Genomic DNA, 19,160 nt, shown 5'->3' with positions numbered 1-19,160 from the left:
CTATCATTTGACTTTCACGGGAACAATAGTCAGCGCCCCCGTCGACTTATCCACCCCGGCGACCGCGGTATATAAGGTCCCCTTGCTTTGAGCACTCAAAATAGCGCTCTTTGCCGGAGAGCTATTGGGCAGATTGTTCAGCGTTGCGTCTATCCAGCCCGGGCTCAATTGCATCCCCGCCTGACTACTCCCTAAAGTAAAACTTCCGTTATTGATCTGCTTGGAATCGATCACGATCGTAACGCTACCATCTGGCGCCTCCAGCACGTGATCGAAGCCGTTATTAGAGCCGTATTTTCCACCTGGCAAATCGGCATAGCCCGCACTTTCGGAAACCGATGTAACCAGAGCCTCCGTCGTGCCGCCAGATTGATCCCCATTCTGCATAATGTTTTGCACAAGCGCTTGTTGACTTGAGTTCAAGTTCTGAACAACGTACCCGCTTTGACTCACCTTAGTGCTGTTAACAAAACCACCGTTCGACGGCGTTGCCGCAGACGAATTGGAAATTGAACCAAGTGCCTGTTGCGCACTGCCGCTTGCGGCTGTGCTCGACGATTCCCCGCTATCATTCCCGCTGCTCGCTGTGGAAAATGTTGCCGTCGACGGAACATATCCCGCCATGCCTGGTACAACAACGAGCGTCCCACCAACCGGAATGAACATCGGTCCGGTAGTCACAACCGCACCTGCAGTACCAGACGTGTTGCCGCCTCCTCCGCCACCAAGGCTCTCAAGATCGGTCGGATCGTACACCGTGTGGTGAAACGGGTCCTGGCTGATAGCAGCCGACTTCAAGTCTTGAATCGTACTATCCCAGGCATATTCGAACGAGCTCAGCGGATGCGTAACCGTGGTTACAACCGCGTCCTTCAGCCGCTGCCAAGTCGATTCATCCCCGGATGTCGATGACGAAGCACTAGGACTACCGGTGCTCGGCATCGTGAAGGCATATTGCGTGCCCGTACCGTTTACGCCGCTTCCAGTACCGTTGGCCGACGTGGTTACTTTCGCGCTGTTGGTGTTATACGTGGCCTCATTGACCGCCCACGTGGCGCCGGCCTGTCCGTTCGTGCCAATCACCCCGCTAGCCAGCCCGCCAGTCAGCGCAGCAACGCCTTCCGTCACAGCGTTGTAAAGCCCGTTTTGGTAGGTCGTGACTTGCGTAGACGTGCCGTTGCCGTTGTCCGACGTCGTGACTGTCTGCGTGCCGTCGTATAGGGCGTCCCGCACGTACGGAGAGACGATCGCACTAGCCGCAGCGCCAATTGCCCCGCCCGCACATCCCGTGCCCTCCGCCGCCGACAGCGCACATCCCAACCCCGCATGAGCCAGCACATTCCCGGCGCTGCCTTCAGCCAACCACGAGTTGCTATCACCCGCTGTAGCGCCAATGGCAGTCGCGCCGACAGCCCCTACGTCGCCGATAATGCTGTTCTCGAGGGCGCTGCCGAAACTGCCCCCCTCCACAGCAGTGTCCAGCCCAGCAGTCACGACGCCGCGTTCGGCAATCGTCGCCAAGGCGTCGCCGACTTGCGATGCCGTGACCGTCGCACCCGTCCCAATGGCTTTCCCTAATGTCTGGAGGGTTTGAAGATTGCCCAGGCCGCTTGCCGCAAACACGCCTGCCGTCAAGGCGCCGAGCACGCCTGCCTGCATAATCTGGCCAAAATTCAGTCCCTGACCGGATGCCACCTGGCTTACGGCACTGCCAACCATCCCGCCTAGCGCGCCGATCAGCACTGATCCGACCGATAGTTCCGTCATCACGACGCCAGCGGCCGCCGCCGCGGCACCCGCCGTCACAATCGAAGCAGCAATCGCGATCGCCGCCACCACAAACGTCGGCAGCCCACCTCCTTGCTGCACAAAATTGGTATGTAGGTTGTCGCTAACCGACGTCTGCGTAAAATTCCCGCCCAACTGCTGCTGCAACGCCGCCAGCATCTGCTGCGTACCGGCCTGATTCACCGTGCCGTCAGCATTCAACTCCTGCAGCGCCCCACCGATCTGCTGCAGCGTCTGCACGTTCAGGTTCATGTTCGCCGCGCTCATGAACCCGCCCGGCTGCACTTCCGTACCTGTCGTATCGACGTACCCGCCCTTCACGCTGCTCCAAATGTTGCCGACGTTGACCTGATTCGCCTCGTTCGTCAGCGACTGCGTGTTCACCGTCAGCGTGTTCGACGCGGTGATGTTCCCCGTATTCAGGATGCTGCCTTGACCGCCTTGGTTGAAGTTCAGCGTGACATTGGTGCCCTCGATGTTCCCGCCCGCCGACATCGCACTCCAGTTCTGCGGCAGGTACACCTGCGGCATCAGCGCGGTCACGGTCGGACAAGTCGCGGTGCCTGTCGCCGTGCAGCTCGGGTCGGGCACCGTCTGCTGCACGTACCACAGCATCGGCTGCGTCAACGCATTGATCTGCGTCTGCGACAGCGCATCGCCCAGTTGAAGATCGTTCTGCTGCGCGTAGTTCAGCGCGTTCTGATACAGAACCGCCTTCTCCTGGTCGGTCACCGACACGCCGTTTGTGCTGTCGTACGTCAACCCGTTGATGAAGCTCGCCTGCCCCGTCTGCTGCAACGCGGCCTGCTGCAACACCAAATCCTCTTCCTGCGGGTTGTAGTAAAAGAGCGTCGTGCTCGGTTGCAGATTCGCAGGCAACGCGTTGAGCAATTGCTGCGGCCCGAGCATCGAGGTCTGCGACGTGCCGAGCGCCTGCTCGAAGTAGGAAGCCTGCCCAGCCACCAGAGTCGGAATTGAGCCGCTGCCCACCGACCGCGGCATCGACAGGTTCAGACCGGGCAGATCCAACGGGCTCAGTGAGATGACTTGCGAGGGCGCGTTCACGCGCGGCGTATACGTATTCGCCGTTGTGATGCCGTTGATCAGCTTCTGGCCGGTGAGCGTCACCGACGTGCCGATGATGTTGCCCACGTTCACGATCTGACCACCGGACGTGACCGTCAGGTTCGGCGCCTGAATCGTCGCGGCGATGTTGCCGACCGGTGTGGGCGGATCGATCGAGCCGCCAACGCTCGTATAGGCGCTGCCATACAGCGCCGTGCACTCAGCGACCGAACCGCACGCCCAGATGTCGTGGCGCTTGTCGCTGCTGAACATGCCGGTTTCCTGCACCCAGTGCGAGTGCCAATAGGCGTTCAGCGTCTGCGCTTGATTCACGACCGGCCCGGCCACGTTGATGGTCGCACTCGTGCCTGCCGCGATCAGGCTGCCGATGTTGGTCAGGCTGCCGGCGTTGATCTGCAGGTTGTTGCCCGCGCTGATCACCGACGAGCTGCCTGATTGCTGTTCAACGTACCCCTCGCAGTAGCTTTCCTTATAGCCGCCTGCGGTCATGCAACCGCTGTATTCCTCCTTGCTGCCGTAGTTCTGGTGGACCAGTACCGGCGGAGGCAAATTATTCGTAATCGCGCCCGATACGTTCAGCGTGATGTTGTTGCCTGCAACGATGTTGCCCGACGTGTTGTTCAGGCTTTGCGCCGGCGTCGTCGATGTCGCCGTCGTGCCTACGCCCCCAATGACGACGTTGTGACCGGCAAGCAGGTTGCCGTAGGTGTTGTTGACTTGCCCTGCGGCGATCACCAGATCGTTGCCGGCGTAGATCGTCGCGTCGTTTTGCGAGTAGCTGAAAGTCGTCGTATTCGGGTTTTCGCCGCGCGGGTGGCCAAATCCGCCGCAGTCATAGTTCGGAACGCCAGACGCGCAGCCAACCTGCGACGAATAATTCTGTTGATTGCCACCTTGATTGCCAAGGTATTGCGCCCCGACGTACACGTTGTTGCCCGCGTACAGCAAGCCGGCGTTAATGAGGTAGCCCCCGTCCACTGCGAGGTTCGCACCTGCCGCGATCATGCCTGTCGGCGTGGAGGTCGTCGTGGTGCCGCTCGACGAAGGAGCCGAGCCCGACGAAAAAGTAAACATCGTCGGCGCGAGCACATCGCCAATCGAGCAATAGTTCTGCGAATCGCAGGTCGTCCCTGAAGGATTGCCGGAGCCCTGGATTGCAACGGTTCCCAGTGCGTTCACTTGGGCCAGGAAGCTCGATAGCTGGCCTTGATTCACGCTATCGGTCGTTTGACTGGTCATCGTCGGCGCGACGGCGCCGTTGCTCAACGATTGCAAGTTGAGCGTGACATTGCCCTGCGCCGCGATTTGCCCGCCCTGATTGGAAAGCGAGTTCGCGGTGAGTGAAATCGATCCACCGGCAGAAATCACACCGGACGTGCCGGGCGCCTGGCTCGTCGTCGTCTCGGTGACCGTCGGCAAGGCGAACGTTCGAGAGGCGAGAGCGCTCGGGTCAACGCCAGTGCCGACGAACCAAAGATTTGCGTAAGTCGCGTTGCCGTTCCGATCTTCCCCCACGTGCACGTTGTATTCGTTGAAGGTGACGGTTCCCGAGCCCGTGACGGGTTGCGACGTTGTGAACCCGCAGGGATAGCAGGAACCTCCCGCAGCCTCGTCCGACGACTGTATGCCCGTGGGAGAAAGCAAGTCGCCCAACGACGCGTTGAAACTGGCGGACTCTTCTTCTAAAAAGCCGTTTTCGCCGCCGTATTTGTGCTCGTACTCATACGTCTCGGTACCCACCATCGCCGATAGAAGCAACGACGAATCAACCACTGTCGTGGTGGTCGTCGTGGCCCCGCTCGGCGCGGTCTGATCGTTCACGACCGCAGCCGCATTGATCGTGAGGTTGTTCCCCGCGGAAATCGACCCACCCGTGTTCCGCAACGTACCGCCCAGATTGAACGTCGCGTTGCCTCGCGTCTGCGTCGTCGCCCCTTGGTTGTCGTAATTGCCGCCGCTGACCGTAAGCGAGTTCCCCGATTCGACCGTGCCGCGATTGGTCGTATTGCCATTCAACGTCAGCGCATCGCCCGCATGCATCAGCGCGCCCGCAGCGTTGTACAACGTCCCGTTAAACGTGACGTCGTTACCAATCACGCTCCCGACATTCGTGAACGTCCCGCCCGTCGAAATCGTGAGCGGCGCGGTGCCGGTCATCGTCCCGCCGTTATAGATCCCGTAGAGACCATCGATCGTTACACCCTGCCCGCCGTAATTCCACGTCCCGCTATTGCTGATCGTCCCTGCCGTAATCGAGAGCTGCCCGCCTTGGCTGATCGTCCCTTGCGACGGGTCGAACGCCAGGTTGACCGCGCTGATCCCCATGTTGCGCTGGGCGAGCAGCTGCCCGCCCGCGTTATAGAACGACCCATTGCCGCCGTTGATCGTCAGCGACAAATCCCCCGTCGTCGGTCCGTTCGGCGTATTCGGGTTCCCCGCAAAAATCACCCCGCTCTGGTTGTTCAGCGAACCGGTATTGATCGTCAGCGCGTCCACGCCCATCAGCGACCCGCCGACGTTCGTCAGCCCGCCCGTCACGGTGACCGTGGTCGTCTGACCGTTCACGAGCCCCGCGTTCGTGAAGTTCGTCGCGTTGATCGTCGTCGTGCCGGTCGACGCGAGCGACGCGTTCGCCGCGTTGGTCAGGTTCACCGCCGACACATTCAGCGGCCCGCCCGCGAGCACCTGGCCCGCGTTGGTCAAGCCGTTCTTCGAGGTGAGCGTCGTCGCACCCACCACGTCCACCGCGCTACCCGATGCAATCGACAGTTGATTCGAAGCGTTCGCCGTCAACGTCCCGCCGACCACCAGATTCCCGAGCGTCACGTTCGCCCCGGACACTTGTGTGTTCTGCGACGACACCAGCGTCGCCTGGCTCGCGTCGAGCGTGTTCTGCGCCGTCACCGTCACGTTCTTGGAGCCGCTCGCGTTACCGCTCAGCGTCACGTTCCCGCCCGTCAGCTGGAATTGGCCGGCCACGACGCTCGTACCCGAAAGCGTCAGCGTCTGTCCCGCCGTCATCGTCGTATCGCCGTTCGACGACACGCCCGCCACCGTCACATTCCCGTTCGTCCCGGTGACGTTCACCGTCCCCATCGAAGAGATGCCGCCCGTCACCGCCGCATTCGCAGCCGCCTGAATCAGCGCGTTGCCGCCCGTCTGCAATTCGCCGTTGAACGTCACGCTGCCGTTCTTCGAAGTCGCAGTGACATTGCCGACCGCCGTCGACGCGCCGAACGACATATCGCCGCTCGACGTCGCGATCAACTGTCCCGCGCCTTGAATCGCGCCGAGCGTAATGCCGCCCGTGCTTGCCGTGAGATTGATGTCCTTGCCGAACGTCAGCGCGCCACCACCCGCAATCGCGCCCGCGTTGACGGTCGCCGCGCCCAAGCCATAGAAGGCGCCGGTCAGCGTCGCCGTACCGGCCGAGGTCAGCGTCGTATCGCCGTTGACGAGTTCGCCGCCCAACGAGAGCGTGCCGCCTGCTTTCGCGGTCAGGTTGCCGGTGCCCGTCGTCGTGCCCGTCACGGCGAGATTGCCGGTCGTCGCCGTCAGCGCCGTATCCGCACCCGCGCCGATATTGCCGCCGACGCTCAGGTTCCGCCCCGCCGTAATCGTGACTTTGTCGCCGCTCGACACGTTGCCGCCTACCGTCGCGTCGCGCGCCGCCGAGACGCTCGTCGCGCCGCCCGAGCCGAGCGTGCCGGTCACGCTGACGTCGCCCGCGCCGTTCAAGCCCTGCGCTTGCAGATTGGCGGTGCCGCTCGCGAGCGCGGCGCCCATCGAAATATCGTTGCCCGCCGTCGCGAGCAGATTGCCGTTGGTCGTGACGCTGCCGCTCGCGGTGATCCCCGCGCCCGCGTTGATCGTCAGGTCTCCGGTCGAGTTCGCGCTCGCGAGCGTCACGCTGCCCGGCGCGGTGATGTTCGTCGTGCCGCCCGCGTTCATCGCGCCCGCCACGTTGACATTGTTCGCCGCCTGCAGCGCGATGTTGCCGAACGCATTCGCCGTGCCGCCGAACGTAACGTCGCCGCCGCCCGCATTGCCGTTCGCGGTCACCGTGAGGTTGCCGGTCGTCGCCTGTACGCTGCCGAGGCCGGCGTTGTTCGCGCCGGTCACCGTGACCGTCGTGCCTTGCAGCGAGCCGGTCAACGCAACGTCATGCGATGCATTCACGCTCACCGCTTGCGCGAACGCCGCCGCTCCCGCGCCGTTGATGTCCTGCGCCGCCGTGAACGTGCCACCCGCCTGTCCGGCGAGCGCGCCGGTCAGCATGATGTCGCGGCCCGCCTTCACCGTGACTTGGTTCGTCGCGGCGATCTGGCCGCCGAGCTGCGTATCGAGGCCCGACGTCACGTTCAACGCGCCGTTCGATGTCGTCGTCCCGGTCAGCGAGGCGCTGCCCGTCGTCGCGATCACGTCGAGGTCGCTCTGCGATTGCACGCCGCCGCTCATGGTCACGTTGCGCTGTCCGTTCAGCGTGACGGTGCTGCCGCCCGTGAGCGAGCCGCTCACGAGCACGTCGCGTGCAGCCGTGAGCGAGACCACGCCTGGCGCCGTCGCCGTGCCGGTGATCGACGCGTCGCCGTTGCCTGCGTTGCCGTTCGCGGTAAGCGTGAGCGTCGTGGCCGAGGTGACGTTGTTCAGCGCCGCGTTGTCGCCGCCCGTCGCCTGCACGACGTTGGCCTGCAAGGACCCCGTCAGCGCGATATCGCGCTGCGCATTGAGCACCGCCGCCGCGTTCGTGAACGACTGCGTGCCCGGCCCGTAGATGTCGCGGCCCGCCGTCACATAGCCGTTCGCCTGCCCGACGAGCGTGCCGTTCAGCACGGCGTCGCGGCCCGCGTTGAGCGTGACGTCGCCCACGGCGCTCGTGCTCGCGCCAAGCGACAAGTCGAGGCCGGTCGTCACCGTCAGCTTGCCGCCGCTGTTGATGCCGCCCGTCGCGTTCAGGCTGCCTTGCAGCGCTTTGAGCGTCGTGTCGCCATTCGATTCGATCGCGCCTGCCACGTTGATGTCGTTCGCGGCCGTCACGCCGATCGTCGAGCCGCTCGCGAGCTTGCCAGTGCTCGCGATCGTCACGTCGCCCGCCGAGGTCGCCGTGATCGCGCCCGTCGAGGCCGCACCGCCAGTCATCGTGAGGTTGCCCGCGCCCGATGTGCCCGAGGTCAGCGCAATCGTCGTCGCGGACTCGACGTTGTTGACCGTCGCATCGTTCGCCGCCGACACCCGCACCGTGTTGCCCTGAATCAACCCACCTTGGGCGACGCTGCGTCCAGCAAGCAGCGTCGCCGCCTGTGTGAAGCTGATCGACCCCGCGCCGCCGATATCGCGGCCCGACGTGACGAGGCCATTGCCCTGCCCGCTGATCGAGCCGGTCACGTTGACGTCGCGCGCGGCGTTGAGCGTCGTGTCGAGCGCGACCGTGGTCGTGCCGCCGAGGTTGATGTCGGTGCCCGCCTGCACGTTCAGCGCGCCGCTGCTCGCAATCGTTGCGGACGCACCGTTCAAGCCGACGCTGCCGTTCAGCGCGGTCAGGTTTGTATCGCTCGTCGATTGAATCGAGCCGCTGATGTTGATGTCCTGGCCCGCGTTGAGCGCAACCGTCGAGCCGCCCGCCACCGCCCCCGTCACGGCGAGGCTGTTCTGCGCATTGAGCGAAATCGTCGAACCGGCCTGGACGTTGTTGAGCGTCGCGTTGCCGCCCGCTTTGGTCTGCACCGTCGCGGCGTGAAGCGATCCGGTGAGCGTCGTGTCACCACCCGAGGTGAGGTTCGCGGCCAGGCCGAACGCCGCCGATGCCGCGCCAGCAATGTTGCCGCCCGCCGTCAGCATGCCGTTGCCTTGGCTGACGACGGTGCCGTCCATCTGAATGTTCTGGCCGGCAGTCAACGTCATGTCGCCGAGCGCGGACGTGCTCTGCGTACCGAGATTGATCGACTGCGATGCGTTGGCGATGAGGTTGCCGCCCGCCGCGATGTTGCCCGTGCTTGCGAGCGACCCGCTGTTGTTCGTGACCGTGACGTTGCCGTTCGACTGCACGGTGCCCGCCACCGACGTATTCGCCCCCGCCGTGATGCCGAGCCCCGATGCCGTCTGCAGCGTGCCGTTCACATTGACGTTTTGCGCGGCGCTAAGCGTGCCGCTCGTCAGCGACGCGACGAGGCCGTTCACGGTGATGTCGCCGCCGCCCGCTGCGCCCTTGGCGGTCACGGTGAGCGTGTCGTTGGCCTGGATGTTGTCGAGCGTCGCGGAGTTGCCCGCGGTCATCGAAACGTGATTGCCCTGCAGCGCGCCGGTCATCGCGATGTCGTTGCCGGTCGTGACGGTCACGTCCTTCGCGATGCCGCTGTTGCCGCCGAGGTTCGCGTCGTGGCCCGCGCTGAGCGTCGCGTTGCCTTGGCCCGCGAGCGAGCCGCCGATCGTCAGGTCGTTGCCCGCCGTGAGCGTCATGTCGCCCGTCGCGCTCGTCGAGCCGGTGAGCGAAACATTCTGAGCCGCCTGCGCGCCGAGCGCCGCGCCGCTGTTGATCGTGCCCGTCGACGTGACGTTGCCCGTCTTCGCCGCGATCGACATATCGCCGACCGACTGCGCGGTTCCGCTCGAAGCGACCGTCACGTTGCGCTGCGCAGTGATCCCGACCTGCGCGCCTCCCGCGAGCGTGCCATTGACGAGCACGTCGCGCGCCGCCTGCACCGACGTCGCGCCAACCACCGCCGCGTTGCCGTTGAACGTGACGTCGCCGCCGCCCGCCGCACCGTTGGCGACGACATCGAACGCACCCCCCGCCTGCACTTGCGCGAAGGCAGCGCTGTTGCCCGCGTTCACTTGCAAGCCGTTGGCCAGCAGCTTGCCGGTCAGCGATACGTCGTTGCCCGTCGTGAGCGTGCCGCTTTGTCCGAACGCGATGGAACCGCTGCCGGTGAGATCGCCCTGCGCATTCAGCGTGCCGTTGTTCTGCACGATCAGCACGCCGGGCACGTCGATGCTGCCGCCGTTGATCGTCGCGTCCGTGCCGACGAAGGTCGAGCCTGCGACGCTGAACGCGCCCGGCGTATTCGCTGTCAGCGTCGTGCCGCTGGCGAGCGAGCCGGTCACCGAGACGCTCTGTCCCGCCGTCAACGTGACGGCTTTTTTCGCGGTCGCCTGCGCGGCGATCGTGGTCGTTTGCCCTGAGCTCAGCGCGAGATTGCCGTCGCTGTTGACGTTCGCGCTCGTCGTGATGCTCCCGTTCGTTGCCGTGAGCGCGAGATCGCCGGATGTCTGCGTCGCGGCATTCACGTTGACGTTGCGCCGTGCCGTCGCTTGCAGCGTGCCGCTGCTGGTCTGTCCATTGACGTTGACGTCGCGCGCCGCCGTGAGCGTCGTCGCGTTGGTGACGATCGTCGTGCCGGTCAGCGAGACGTCGCCGGTTCCGTCGTTGCCAAGCGCCGTGAGCGAGAGGTTGCCGCCGCTTTGCACGGCGCCGGTCGTCACGTTCGCGCCGGCGGTCATCGCCGTGTCGCCCGTCGACTGCGCGTTCGCGATGTTGATGTTGCCGCCCGCGTTGACGGACAGATTGCCGCCCGATTGCAGCGTGCCGCTCGACGTCACGTCGCCGTTCGCATTGATCGTGTAGCTGCCGATGCCGATATGCGCGCCCGTCAGCGTCACGCTGCCGGCCGATTGCACGTTCGCCTGCTGCTGCGCCGCGCTGCCCGCCATCTGCACATCGCCGTTTGCCGACAGCGACAAGTCCCCCGCATTGGCCGCAAGCTGCGCATCGGTGCGCACGCCCATGCCGGCCGCCGTGCCGATCACTTGAATCTGCCCCGCCGTCATCGCGCCGTATGCGGTCGCGTCGACGGCGTAGCCGTTGTTCGCATTGCCGTTGCCCGCGTTAATCGCCGCGGCCGTGTTCGTCGCGCCGTTCGAGGACGTCGCGTAGGTCGTCGTGCCGTTGCTGTCCACCGCTTGCGGCGCCACGAACTGCCGCCCCGCGATCACGTTGATGCGGTTACCCGCGTACAGCGGCGCATTGACGCCGATCGTCTCGGCGATCAAGTCGATCGTGCCGACCGTGCCTTCGATCCCGGACCCCGGTCCGTTGACGCCAGCATTGCCTTCGATCTGGATGTGCCCGCCCGTCACGTTGTAGCCAAGCGCCTGCGCGTTCGCGAAACCGGTGGCCGTGCCGCCGACGCTCGTCAGGAACTGCGGCGTACCCGTCGTCAGCGTGACGCCGATCGTGTTCGTAAAGCCCGCGCCCTGCGTCGCGACGCCGTTCGGGTTCGCGATGATGACCGTCGCGGGCGCGCCGAACACTTCGAGCGGGCCGTTGAGCAGCGTGGCGAACGCCGTGCCGGTGGAGGTCACCTGATTGACGATGACGCTCGCCGTGCGTCCGTTCAAATTCGGATTCGCCGCGACGTTGCCGCCTGTGAGCGACGTGCCCGACATCAAGCTGTTGTTGAGGATCAGCCCGACCGGATCGACGTTGAAACTCTGGTACTGATTGAGCGAGATACCAGCGCCGTTCGGCGCAGTGATGTTGACGACAGGCACGCCGCCGTTCGCGCCGGTCGATTGCGTGATCTTCGGCTGGAACGTGATCGGTGCGGTGGGGTCGACGATCGGCGCCGCCTCGGCAAGTTGCATCGCGAAACGGATGCGTAGCGCGGCGAGGTCTTGAATGACTTGCCAAGCTTCGTCGTCCAGACGATGGCTGCCTGCGGCGAGAACACCCGCCGCCGCGCGCCCTTGTTCGACCGTCACGGTGATCGGCCCGACGAACAGCGTCGCGGCCACGACAGCGCTGATCGCGCGCTGCCACCACGTGTATGCGCGAGGCGTCCCGCCTGCACGCGATAGCAGACGCGTCGATGCGCGCAATGCGTCGAGCGCCCGACGGCGTGCAAAGTCCCGCGCCGCTTGAGCGCGCACGAGCTGTCGCAAACTACCCCGCGTGGTCGTTTTCATATCGTTCTCGATCGTTCTTCGTTGTTATTCGCTGCGTTTCATGCGATCGCTCGCCGGCCGGCCAGCCGGCGGCGCACGGCGCGTCCGGGCTTATGTGCCCGTTATTGCGCGCCGTGCGGTGTGGCTTCTCGAGACTGCTGTTGCTGCTTAGTTGCTGCTCAGTTACTGCTGAATTTGTGCGTTCTTCACGAGATCCCCGACAACCTGTGCCGTCGCTTTCTCAAGCGCGATCTGTTCGAGCTGCTTGCGCAGTTCGCCCTGCGCCTGATCGAGCTGCGGCACCTGCGTCGGACGCTTTTCATCGACGCGCAAGATCCAGTAGACGTCGCCCACTTGCACCGGCGCGCTCGATACCGCGCCTTGCGGCAGCTTCACGAGTGCTTCGGCCAGCGGCTGCGGCCAGTTCTGCGTGTTGCCCGGCTGAATCGGCGTCTTGAACGAGATCCAGTTCAGCGCGCCGCCTTGCACAGCGCCGGGGCCCTGGCTGTACTGTTTGGCGAGCTGCGCGAAATCCGTGCCCTTCTTCAATTGGTCGAGGATCTTGTTCGCGGTATCGGCGTCCTTCACCGCGATCACGCTCGGCTTGTATTCGTTCTCGCCGAGCGTCGCGACGATCGCGTCGTACTTCGCCTTCACGTCGGCATCGGTGACGGGCGCGGGCTTCACTTGGTCGCGCAGATACGCCTGCGTCATCGCGATCGTCTTGGCCTGCTCGACTGCGGCGACCACTTGCGGACGCGTGTCGTAGTGCGCCTTGGCCGCCGCTTGGCGGAACAGCTCGCGCGCGATCAGCTGGTTCTTCAAGCCGGCGCGCAGCTGGGGCGTATCGGGCGCGTTCGTCGCGTGGACGGCCTGGTCGAGTTCGTCCTGCGTGATCAGCACGTTGTTCACGCGGGCAATCGCGTTGGCGGGCAATGGGGCCGATGCGCTTTGCGGCGCGGCGGCTTTGTCCGTTTTCGAAGACGTGTTCGCCGCGTGAGCAGCCGGTGCGAGCGTCGCGGCAAGCGCGAGACACAGCGTGCTTGCGAAAGTCGTCAACCGCGGATTCAATCGATGGTTCATGGGGTTCTCCTTTGCTCTTATTCGGACCAGTTGAGAGTGGCGAGCAGCACGGTCGCTTTCCTGCCGAGTGCGGCCGGCTGAATGAGGGCCTGCCCGAGCAGCACCTCGCTCGAAATCGTTTGTTTGCCGATGCGCCATTGCGCGCGGGCGCCGACGCCCGTGCCGAGCAGCGTCGGCCAGCCGCCTTGCGCGACCAGATGCGCCTTGCCGCCGTCGAGAAACACGTACGGCTCGATGCGCGCGTCGCGCCACGCGGGCGCGTTCTGCCAGGCCGCTTCGTTGCGCAGATAGATGCCGCTGTCGCCGCTGATCCCGCCCTCGGTGAAGCCGCGCACGGAGTCCATGCCGCCGAGGAAGATCTGCTCGTTGCCGAACATCGCGACCGGGCTGAATTGGCCGCGCAGCGTGCCGCGATACGTCCACGCGGTTTTGCCGAGCGTGCCGAGTGCGATTTGCAGCGTGCCGGTGGCGTCGGCCTTGGTGAATTGGCTGTGCGCGTCGGTACTGCCGATGTCCGACGCGTCATGGCTTGCGCCGAGCCACGGCAGGCCCTGCGAGATGCCGACGTCCCAGGTGGCCGCCGCGCCCTGATCGCGCGAGACGAATCGATACAAGCCATTGACGCCCACGCGCAGCACCGTCAAATCCTGCGGCGTCAAGAAGAAGCCGTTCAAGTTGCGCTCGATGCGCATTTTGTTGAGCGTCACGTCGACGCTGATGTTGCCGGTGCGCGAGCGCGTGAGCACGTCGTTCCACCCGAGCATCTGGCTGAACGTGCGGCCTTCGAGCAGCGCGGTGTCGCCGATCTGCTGCTGATACTCGGAGAGCGACGTCGTGTAGCTGAAGGTCTGGTAGCCGTACGGCACCGCCGCCGAGAACACGAGCGCGTTGGTGTCCTCGGTGCCGACGTAGTTGAGCGAGAGCGATTCCTGCAGGCCGAGCAGGTTGTCGGCTTCGGCGTCGGCGCGATAGCGCAGCGTACCGGTCGACGAGCTGCCGTAGTTGTCGATGCCGGCGTCGTAGTAGAAGCGGTCGCCGTAGTGGTTCGTGATCGCCACGATCGAATCGCCGGGGGACTGTCCCGGCATGATCTGAATCTCGGCCTGGTTGCGTCGCAGCCGGTTGATCTGGTCGACGCCTTGCTCCAGGTCCGGCAAGCGCAACACGTCGCCCTGACTATCGCCGAACGCCCATGCCGTGCCGGCGTCGGTCAGCAGGCCGCCGCCGTGCGTTTCGAGCAGTGGCGCTTCGGGGTCGCGCGGACGCAGCGGCTTGCCGTTCAGCGTGAACGCCGCGACGCGGCCCGCCACGATGTTGATTTTGAGGGTGCCGGATGCGAGGTTCTGCGGGCCCAAGTAGGCGCGCGTCGTGATGTAGCCGTGCGCGATGAACGCCTCGGTCACGCGCCGGAGCAACAAGTTGATGCGGTTGCGTCCGAGGCGCTTGCCGATGAACGGCTTGGCGACGGCGGTCAGCTCGCGCTGGCTCAACACCTTGTCGCCGATGAAATCAATGTGCTCAATGTCGAACATCGGCTCGACGTCCGGCAGCGTGTCGATGTCCGCGCCTTCGGGCAGGTTCGGCAGCGTGGGCTGCGCCGGCACGGCAATCTGCGCGGGCGCTTGTTGCAGTTGCTGCTGGCGCTGCTGGTCGCGCTGTTCTTGCAGAAGACGTTGCCCCGGGTCCTGCTCGGGCCTGAACGGCAATGCGCCGCCACCCGGCAGCGGAGGCGCGCCGGGTGGCGTCTGCGCCAAGGCCCGTGCCGCAGCCGCGCCCGCGAGCAGCGCGAGCGCGCACTTCGCCACGCCGGGCAGACGGCGCCTCACAGGCCGAGCCATGAGACGAGCCCGATGTGATTGTGAGCGCCGACCGTCACCGGCTGCGTGTACGGCTTGCTGATCGTGACGATGCCGCCTGCCGCGTTCACGCCGCCAGGCGCACTGAACGCGCCGCCGTCGATCACGCCCTCGCCGCTGAGTTGCACCTGCCCGGAGCCGCCGCTGAAGATGCCGCCAGTGTCGGATGCGTAAATGGTCGCCCACGCGTTGCCGAACCACGCCTTGAGGTCGTTGTCGCGATTGATCGCGCTATAGCCGAGCACGCCCTGCGCGAGCGTTTTAGGCGCATCGAGCGTCAGCGTGCCAAGCGCGAGCACCATGCCGCCCGTGTTCGTGATCTGCGTGCCGGCCTTCAGATCGATGTTCGTGTTCGCTTCGATCACGCCGCCATAGGCCTGAACCGTGCTCGATGCGCTCGAGTGGCAGAAGATGAAGCACGACTGGTTGTAGTTCGCCTGGCCCGTGAAGACCGCTTGCGTGAGCAGCGAATTGTTTGCGGTGATCGAGATGTTGCCGGTGTTGGAGGCGTTGCCTGAGTCCGCGAGAATCGAGCCGCCGACGTTCGACACGTTGTTGCCGTGAATCGTGACGTTGCCCCCAGCCGCCGTGACGTACGACAGCTTCTGCGGATCGTTTAGCTCACCGTAATCGATCGAGAAGCCGTCGTTGCGATGCGTGAAGAACAGCAAGCTCCAGCCGCGGTTCGAATAGCTCGACACTGCGCCGTTGTCGACGCCTGTCGAGTGGTCGACGATGTTGTTCACGTCGCCGGCTGCCGCGACCGCCACGTTCTGGTTCGACAGAATGCGAGCGTTTTCGTTGGTCACGTTGCCGCCGGCCGTCACCGAGACGTCGTCATTGACACCGAACAGGATGCCCAAGCCCGTGTTCGTCTTGGATTGATTCAGCACGTCGCCCGCCGCGTTGAGCGTGACGGCGCCCAGGGACGCGGAATCGTTGGCGATTCGCGTCTGCCCTTGCACGAGAGAGCCGATGTTCGTGATGTCGCCCGTGCTCGTCAGCACGACCCCCGAGTTCGCCGAGGCGATGGTCGAGCCCGTCTGGTTGCTGTCCGGCTGCAGCGTGATGCCGCCGCCGGTCACCGAGATGCCGCCGCTCGCGATCAGGCCGCTGCCGATCAGCGTGACGGGGAGCGTTGCCGCGAGCGTTGCCGTGCCGTTGCTGACGTTGAATTGCGTATCGGTCAACGTGATCGCGTCCTGCACCTGCAGATTGGCGTTTTGCGCTACTGAGACCGTCGTGTTCGAGATTTGCACGCTGCCGTTCGAAGTCAGCGTGAAATTGCCGAGCGTTGCGTTGAGCGGGCCGGCGCTTGCCACGCCGGGGCCTCGGTCCGTCACGATCAGCACGACCCGGCCGCTCGTCACGCTGCCGGCCGCCGTGATGTCGACGGCGACGGAGTTCGCCGTTGAGGGCGTCGCGGGCGCTTGGACGGTCAGCCAATCGTTGGCGTTATCGGTCGGCGACAGGCCGGTGTTCAGCGTCGCCTGCTCGGTGCCGCCCACGAGGCGCACGTAGGCGGTTGGCGAGGTGAAGCTGTTGGTCAGCGGACCGTTGACGGAAATATTCTTCGCGATCAGGTCCAGGCCGACGAGCGCGCCCGAAAGGCCCTGCGGGCCGACCACAATCGTGCCGGACGTCGTATTCAGAACGACATTGCGCTGAACGACACCGGGGGCGATTTGCAAATCGTTGAAACTGACTTGGCCCGTCGTCAAAGCGACGTGCCCGATGTTCTGAAACGAGCCACCGTTGACGGTAATGCCGTTCGGATTCGCGAGCACCACATTGGCGTTCGGGCCGCTCACGCTGATTTGCCCTTCAATCAAGCTCGGATTGGTGCTGGTGACTTGATTGACGATGGTCCGGGCATTAATGCCGGTGTTATTCAGCGTCGCACCGGCAGCGCCGACATTGAATGAGCTATATGTGTTCTGTGATACCCCGGAAAATGCCGGCGCAATATTGACCGTTTGCCGGCCATTTGCGGCCGTTGAAACGGACGTTGCCGTCCCGCCATCGGGGACGATCCCTGCGGCCAATACCGTAGCGGGCAACGCCGAAAACAGGAGGGCAAAACGCCGCAAGGCGCGCAAGCCCCCATTGCTTGTGCGCCGGCCTCGATACCGGTTATTCATTCGAATATGACCCGGCGCCGGGTGCGCTACGGGTTCTCAATTGGTCTTGTTTGTTTGGGCGAGTGCCTATGCACGCGCGCATTCTTATGATGTTTTCGACAGCCTCGAGGGATTCTTTAGATTTTTATTTCGAGAAATTTCTTTCTGATTGCTTTCGATGCAGTAAATTCAAGTATTTACCTAAGGAAAATAGGAATCCGCATTAGATATTGAAAGCTTATAGATTGATTGATTTAATTTAATAGAAAGATTGGTTGGGACTATTAACGGTGCCGTTTCAGCAAATTCCTCATCGTGTCCGAGTGCCCATCACGAGGTCCGCCGGTCCGAACGCCCAGTCGTTCCCCAAAAAACCTCAAAATTTTCCCGTCAAACTGTTGCCATAATCACAAAGAGCCTTATCTATCAGTCCTCCGCGCAGTAAACTTAAAGTGCTTTATCAAGTTGCGACTGCAACGGAAGGAGAAAGCCATGTCGAAAAGGACGATGCGCCTGGTTCGCACACTCTCCGACATCCGGCGGGCCCAGCGCTGCACCGCGCTGCGCGATGCCCGCCAAGCCGCCGAATTGGCGGCGCTGGCCGCCGAGGCCAGCGAGCCCGAGCCGCCCACGTCCTCGCCCGACCAGCCGATCAAGAGCGAACGCCAGAAACGCGCAACAGATACGCAAGGCGAATTCGACATGAGCATCTACGCCGGCTAGCCGGCTCCGCCGCACGGGGCGGAACCGCAACGGGCACCGCCTCCCCCGCGCGAAGGCTCCCGAAAACACTCACCTTTGTGCTCGCGCGCCCGCTTCGATGGTGAGCCTTGGCGCCAACGCCGCTCACCTGAGCGCTTCAATTCCAGTCGTTTTCCCCGCGAAAATAGGCACGCCGCGTGAATTTTTCCACGCGCAAGCATCCGGCCTCCGCAAAAACGCGCCGCCAATTCAGCCTTCCGCGCAGCCTCCCGAAAACGCTCACCTTTGGCGTTGCGCCTGGGCACACTCACGACATAATGGCTCGCGGCACAGCGGCAACAGTGTGTTGCACGTCGCCACCGATCACCGTCCACGCACTTTAATTTTCGCCTCAGATTATTCGATTAGGCTCATTAATGAGACGGTGTGAACATCCTTGACTCGTCATTTGCCGCAGTAAACGCAACAATCTGTTCCCTACTCTCGACTCGCGAAAGACATAACCTCCATATAGGATATCGACACGTTTTCCTTGGCCAACGCTTTTTAAAGGAGTACCTATGAGTCCCGACCGCGTGGTTTCGAAAGCATTTGCCATGCCGCTCACCAGCCCGGCATTTCCGATGGGTCCGTACAAGTTCTACGGCCGTGAGTTCCTCATCATCACCTACCGCACCGATCTCGACCTGCTCCGCGAGATCGTCCCCGAGCCCCTCCAAGTCACCGATCCGTACGTTCACTACGAATTCATCCGCATGGCCGACTCGACCGGCTTCGGCGACTACACCGAAAGCGGACAGGTGATTCCGGTTACCTACGAAGGCAAGCCCGGCAGCTACACGCTCGCGATGTATCTCGACGACCATCCGCCGATCGCCGGCGGCCGCGAGCTGTGGGGCTTTCCGAAGAAGCTCGCCAAGCCGACGCTGCACGTCGACACCGACCACCTGCTCGGCACGCTCAACTACGGTTCGGTGCGCGTCGCCACGGGCACGATGGGCTACAAGCACAAAGAACTCGATATTGCGGAACAAACGAAGCGCATGGCCGCTCCGAACTACCTGCTGAAGATCATTCCTCACGTCGACGGCTCGCCGCGCGTTTGCGAGCTCGTGCGTTACTACCTGGAAGACATCAAGCTCAAGGGCGCATGGACGGGCCCGGCATCGCTGCAGCTCGCGCATCACGCGCTCGCGCCGGTGGCCGATCTGCCTGTGCTCGAGATCGTCGAAGCAAGGCATCTGGTCGCCGACCTGACGCTCGGCCTCGGCACCGTCGTGCACGACTATCTCGCTCGCTGATTCAGCAAAACTTGCTTAACGCAAATATCGACAACTCAACAATCAGGACGACACGAACATGACGACACTCAACGGCAAGACCGCGGTTGTGACGGGCGCAGCAAGCGGCATCGGCAAGGAAATCGCATTGGTGCTCGCGGCACAAGGCGCCGCGGTGGCGATCGCCGACTTGAACCTGGCCGGCGCACAAGCCGTGGCCGACGAGATCAAGCAAAAGGGCGGCAAGGCGGTCGGCGTCGCGATGGACGTCACCAACGAAGAAGCGGTCAACCAAGGCATCGATA

At 63.8% G+C, this 19,160-nt stretch carries 7 protein-coding genes; 3 read left to right on the top strand and 4 right to left on the bottom strand.

Going from position 1 to position 19,160, the window contains the following annotated elements:
- Window positions 1-3 precede the first annotated feature (3 nt).
- The 4 genes from AAHK20_RS13460 to AAHK20_RS13445 all read right to left on the bottom strand — a co-directional run bounded on the left by AAHK20_RS13460 (window position 4) and on the right by AAHK20_RS13445 (window position 16,894).
- Complete coding sequence (locus AAHK20_RS13460; RefSeq protein ID WP_449181959.1) at window positions 4-11,835, bottom strand: filamentous hemagglutinin N-terminal domain-containing protein; 11,832 nt, start codon at window positions 11,833-11,835, stop codon at window positions 4-6.
- A 162-nt stretch (window positions 11,836-11,997) separates the two neighbouring features.
- Complete coding sequence (locus AAHK20_RS13455) at window positions 11,998-12,897, bottom strand: peptidylprolyl isomerase (RefSeq protein ID WP_449181958.1); 900 nt, start codon at window positions 12,895-12,897, stop codon at window positions 11,998-12,000.
- A 17-nt stretch (window positions 12,898-12,914) separates the two neighbouring features.
- Complete coding sequence (locus tag AAHK20_RS13450) at window positions 12,915-14,735, bottom strand: ShlB/FhaC/HecB family hemolysin secretion/activation protein (RefSeq protein WP_449181957.1); 1,821 nt, start codon at window positions 14,733-14,735, stop codon at window positions 12,915-12,917.
- The gene (locus AAHK20_RS13445) at window positions 14,720-16,894 is read right to left on the bottom strand and encodes a two-partner secretion domain-containing protein (RefSeq protein ID WP_449181956.1); all 2,175 of its coding nucleotides are present in this window, start codon (window positions 16,892-16,894) and stop codon (window positions 14,720-14,722) included. The genes AAHK20_RS13450 and AAHK20_RS13445 overlap by 16 nt, the downstream gene beginning before the upstream one ends.
- A gap of 471 nt (window positions 16,895-17,365) precedes the next feature.
- Between AAHK20_RS13445 and AAHK20_RS13440 the strand changes: the two genes are divergently transcribed.
- The 3 genes from AAHK20_RS13440 to AAHK20_RS13430 form a co-directional block, all read left to right on the top strand.
- Window positions 17,366-17,596 carry a hypothetical protein gene (locus AAHK20_RS13440; protein ID WP_449181955.1) on the top strand — a complete coding sequence of 77 codons (231 nt, stop codon included), beginning with the start codon at window positions 17,366-17,368 and terminating at the stop codon, window positions 17,594-17,596.
- A gap of 539 nt (window positions 17,597-18,135) precedes the next feature.
- Window positions 18,136-18,876 (top strand): acetoacetate decarboxylase, encoded by a 741-nt coding sequence (locus AAHK20_RS13435; RefSeq protein ID WP_449181954.1) that lies wholly within the window; start codon window positions 18,136-18,138, stop codon window positions 18,874-18,876.
- A gap of 58 nt (window positions 18,877-18,934) precedes the next feature.
- The coding region (locus AAHK20_RS13430; protein WP_449181953.1) for an SDR family NAD(P)-dependent oxidoreductase at window positions 18,935-19,160 on the top strand (226 nt) is incomplete at its 3' end.

It is taken from the genome of Trinickia camelliae, from assembly GCF_053525655.1.
This window is presented reverse-complemented; position numbering and strand designations above follow the sequence as displayed.